Below are 4,935 nucleotides of genomic sequence, written 5' to 3' on the forward strand. Positions count from 1 at the left end.
CTCGACCGGGGCGCCGGCGGCCGCCCCACCCACCGGCTCACCCCCTGGCGCACCGACTGGTCCAGCCAGACCGGCGCCGGTCAGCTCGCGCAGGTACCAGCGCACCGCCCTCGCCCAGCGGGCGGTGCGCCTCATCCGCGGGCCTCCTCCAGGATGCGGGACTCGACGTACGGGGCCTCGGTGGTGGGCAGGGTGCCCGGGGAGCGGACGGCACGGGCGCAGACCACCGCCGCGTTGACCAGGACCACCGCGACCAGGAGCAGGAACAGGGCGATCAGGACGCCGTCGACCGTGGAGTTGGTGACGACGGTGTGCATGTCGTCGAGGGACTTGGCCGGAGGGAGGATCTGGCCCGCGTCGATCGCGTCGGCGTACTTCGCTCGCTGGGCGAAGAAGCCGATCTTGGGGTCGTCGGAGAAGATCTTCTGCCAGCCGGCGGTGAAGGTGATCGCGACGACCCAGGCCAGCGGGACAGCCGTGACCCAGGCCCAGCGCAGACGGCCGGACTTGACCAGGATCGTCGTGCAGACGGCGAGGGCGATGGCGGCGAGGAGCTGGTTGGCGATGCCGAAGAGCGGGAAGAGCTGGTTGATTCCGCCGAGCGGGTCGGTGGCGCCGGTGTAGAGGAAGTACCCCCAGGCGGCGACGACCAGACCGCTGCACAGCCAGATGCCGGGCTTCCAGTTGACCCGGCCGATGGGCTTCCAGACGTTGCCGAGCATGTCCTGCAGCATGAAGCGGCCGACCCGGGTGCCCGCGTCCACCGTGGTCAGGATGAACAGCGCCTCGAACATGATCGCGAAGTGGTACCAGAAGGCCTTCATGGCCGTACCGCCGAAGACCCCGGAGAAGATCTCCGACATGCCCACCGCCAGGGTCGGGGCGCCTCCGGAGCGGGCGATCAGGGTCTGTTCCTCGACTGCCTTCGCGGCCTGGGTGAGCTGGTCGGGGGTGATGGTGAAGCCGAGGCCCGCCACCGCGTGGGACGCGGATTCAGCCGTCGCGCCGAGCAGGCCCGCCGGTGCGTTCATCGCGTAGTACAGGCCCGGCTCCAGCGTCGCAGCGGCGATCAGCGCCATGATCGCGACGAACGACTCCATCAGCATGGCGCCGTAGCCGATCAGCCGGACCTGCGACTCCTTCTGGATCAGCTTCGGGGTCGTTCCGGAGGAGACCAGGGCGTGGAAGCCGGACAGCGCGCCGCAGGCGATGGTGATGAAGAGGAAGGGGAACAGGGAGCCGGCGAAGACCGGGCCCGCGCCCGAGGTCGCGAAGTCGGTCACCGCGTCCGCCCTGAGCACCGGCGCGGCCACGACCACACCGACCGCGAGCAGCGCGATCGTGCCGATCTTCATGAAGGTGGAGAGGTAGTCGCGCGGCGCGAGCAGCATCCACACCGGAAGGACTGAGGCGACGAAGCCGTAGCCGACCAGGCAGAAGACGAGGGTGGTGGGGCTGAGGGTGAAGGTACCGGCCAGGGAGGAGTTCTGCACCCAGCCGCCGCCGACGATGGCCAGGAGGAGCAGGGCGACGCCGATGAGGCTGGTCTCGACGACCCGGCCGGGGCGGATGCGATGCATCCAGAAGCCCATGAAGAGGGCGATCGGGATCGTCATCGCGACGGAGAAGGTGCCCCACGGGGAGTGGGCCAGCGCGTTCACCACCACCAGCGCGAGCACGCCCAGCAGGATGATCATGATGGCGAAGACCGCGATCAGGGCCGCTGCCCCGCCCGCCCGGCCGATCTCGTCGCGGGCCATCTGGCCGAGCGACGTGCCGTCCCGTCGCATCGACAGGAACAGCACGACCATGTCCTGGACCGCCCCCGCGAAGATCACTCCGGCCACGATCCACAGAGTGCCGGGCAGATAGCCCATCTGGGCCGCGAGCACCGGGCCGACCAGGGGGCCGGCACCGGCGATGGCGGCGAAGTGGTGGCCGAGGAGGACCCGGCGGTCGGTGGGGTGGAAGTCGACGCCGTCCTCGAGGCGTTCGGCGGGGGTCGCCCGGCGGTCGTCCGGCCGCAGCACCCGGCGGGCGATGAAGCGGGAGTAGAAGCGGTAGGCGATGGCGTACGAGCCGAGCGCGGCGATCACCAGCCAGACCGCGGAGATCCTCTCGCCCCGGGCCAGCGCGAGGACGCCCCAGGCGACGGCGCCCAGGAGGGCGACGACGGTCCACAGCAGGACGGATCGCGGCGATATATGCGACTTTTCGGGCGCCGATAGATCGTTTTCGGGCAGGGTGGACGTAGGCATGGCGGCTCCTCACCAGGGCGGTGCGGGACACCTCGTCGCACGAGGTGCCCGGGGGTCGGCGAACGGCGGCTCTCCCGCTCGCTGTCGGTCTGTGCAAGAGTTGCCCACCCCCCGGAACCGGTTGACAGCGAAATTCCAGAGGATTTCCCGCCGGTTCCGTGTCCTCCGATCGGGGCCGCCGCGCAACTCCCCCGTGAGGATCAGGCACACCAAGGACGGTGACCCATGGCCGATGGCACCATGACCGCGACGTTCCTCGCCGTCATCGGCGGAGCGTCGCTGCTCGCGGTCACCGCGCGGCGCCTGCACCCCAGCGACCGGCTGCCGTCCCTCGAGGGCTGGGCGCTGGCCGACCGCAGCCTCGGCCCGGTATGGACCTGGTTCCTGCTGGGCGGCACGATCTTCACCGCGTACACCTTCACCGCCGTGCCGGGTCTGGCGTACGGCAACGGCGCGGCGGCCTTCTTCGCGGTGCCCTACACGGTGATCCTCTGTCCCCTCGCCTTCGTACTGCTCGGCCGCCTGTGGACCGTGGCCCGCACGCACGGCTACGTCACCGTCGCCGACTTCGTCCGCGGACGGTACGGGTCGCCGCCTCTCGCGCTGGTCGTCGCGCTGACCGGGATCCTCGCGACCATGCCGTACCTGGCGCTCCAGCTGCTCGGCATACGGGCCGTGCTGACGGCCGGCGGGGTGTATCCGCGCGGTGCGGCCGGGGACCTGGTGATGGTGGCGCTGTTCGCGGGGCTCGCCGTGGCCACGTACCGGCACGGGCTGCGGGCGCCCACGGTCATCTCGGCGCTCAAGGGAGTGGCCGTCTTCGTGGCGCTCACCGCGGTGACCTGGCTGGCCTCCACCACGACCATGGCGCCGCCTTCGGCGGGCACGAACCCGCAGGCCGCGGAGGTGAACGGGCGGTAGGCACGGGTCGGGTCGTCGACCGTGCTGAGTTCCTCGTAGCCGAGCTGGCAGACCACCGAGTAGGGCGCGATCGGCGCTTCGGTCGCGCCGGCCACGATCACATCAGTGCCGCGCCGTACGGCTCGTGCCGCGTGGGCGAGGGCGTCCAGACCTCCCGCCTCGTCGGCGGCGACGACCGAACAGGGGCCCTTGAAGCCGCGGCGGATGGAGATCTGGCCGGTGCTGGCGGCGTAGAACCAGGCGATGGACTGGTACGGGCCGACGAAGCGACTGCCCTTGCCCCACAGCTGCTGGAGTTCGCGCTGTCCGAACTCGCCACCGCCGGAACCGGCCGCGGTGACGACGCCCACGGAGAACGGCACCTCGTCGGTCACGGCCCGGGGGAGCCGGGCGTCGTCCAGCGCGAGGTCGGCCGCGGCCATCGCGAAGTGCGTGAACCGGTCGGTCTGGACCAGGAAGCGCTCCTCGATCGCCGCCGAGGGGTCGAAGTCGCGGACCTGGCCGGCCACCCGCAGGGGCAGACGCTCACAGCCCTCCCGGGTGACGCGGTCCAGGACGCTGATGCCCTCCCTGGTGGACTTCCAGAAGGTCTCGGTGCTGGATCCGTTGGGCGCGACCACACCGATTCCCGTGACGGCCGCGCGCCGTGGACGAGGTTCGCTCATCGTGACTTCTCCCTCGGCCGGTTCATGACCACCGCGGACTGGAACCCGCCGAATCCGCTGCCCACCGAGAGCACGCTGTCGAGCTTGCGCTCGCGGGCCACGCGGGGGACGTAGTCCAGGTCGCACTCGGGGTCGGGGGTCTCGTAGTTCGCGGTCGGCGGTACCACCTGGTGGGTCAGGGCCAGCACACAGGCGACGAGTTCGATCGCTCCGATGGCGCCCAGGGAGTGGCCCACCATCGACTTGATGGAACTCATGGGGGTTTGGTAGGCGTGCGGTCCCAGAACCCGTTTGACCGCGGCGGTCTCATGGCGGTCGTTCTGCTTGGTTCCCGAGCCGTGCGCGTTGACGTAGTCGATCGCGGTGGGGTCGAACCGTGCATGGTCGAGGGCTTCGTCGATGGCGCGGGCCATCTCCAGGCCCTCGCTGGTGAGGCCGGTCATGTGGTAGGCGTTGCCGAAGGTGGCGTAGCCGCCGATCTCGCAGTACACGCGGGCGCCGCGGGCCCTTGCGCGCTCGAGCTCCTCCAGGACGAGTACGGCGCCGCCCTCGCCCATGACGAATCCGTTGCGGTCGGCGTCGAAGGGGCGCGAGGCGTGGGCCGGGTCGTCGTTGTTCGGGGAGGTGGCCTTGATCGCGTCGAAACAGGCCATGGTGATCGGGGAGATCGGCGAGTCCGAGGCGCCGGCGATGCAGATGTCGGCGCGGCCCTCCTCCACGGTGTGGAAGGCGTACCCGACCGCGTCGAGCCCGGAGGTGCAGCCCGTGGACACGGTCTGCACCGGGCCACGCGCCCCGAACCGCTCCGCCACCGTCGAGGCGAGCGAGCCGGGCGTGAAGGCGCGGTGCAGCTCGGGGCCCGCTTCCCGGTGGTCCACGTCCCAGCGCTGCCCGCCGTGGCTGACCAGGACGTAGTCCTTCTCGAGCCGGGTGGTGCCGCCGACCGCCGTGCCCAGCGAGACACCGACCCGCCACGGGTCCTCGGCGGCGAGGTCGAGGCCGGCGTCCCGTACCGCTTCGTCCCCCGCGACCATGGCGAACTGGATGTAGCGGTCGCAGCGTTCCACATCCCGCGCGTCGAGGCCGTGGGC

General features: G+C 70.9%; 3 protein-coding genes. All 3 read right to left on the reverse strand.

Features of this window, described 5'->3' with window-relative positions:
- Positions 1 to 131: 131 nt before the first annotated feature.
- The gene (locus ABZ281_RS37825) at positions 132 to 2,258 is read right to left on the reverse strand and encodes a carbon starvation CstA family protein (protein WP_356662561.1); all 2,127 of its coding nucleotides are present in this window, start codon (positions 2,256 to 2,258) and stop codon (positions 132 to 134) included.
- A 548-nt stretch (positions 2,259 to 2,806) separates the two neighbouring features.
- Positions 2,807 to 3,844, reverse strand: coding sequence for a beta-ketoacyl synthase N-terminal-like domain-containing protein (locus ABZ281_RS37830; RefSeq protein ID WP_356662562.1), 1,038 nt, complete (start codon positions 3,842 to 3,844; stop codon positions 2,807 to 2,809).
- A partial coding sequence (locus ABZ281_RS37835) for a beta-ketoacyl-[acyl-carrier-protein] synthase family protein (protein WP_356662563.1) occupies positions 3,841 to 4,935 on the reverse strand: 1,095 nt, incomplete at its 5' end. The genes ABZ281_RS37830 and ABZ281_RS37835, both read right to left, overlap by 4 nt.

Origin of the sequence: Streptomyces sp. NPDC006265 (assembly GCF_040613555.1) — a bacterium.
In the GTDB taxonomy this organism is placed as follows: domain Bacteria; phylum Actinomycetota; class Actinomycetes; order Streptomycetales; family Streptomycetaceae; genus Streptomyces.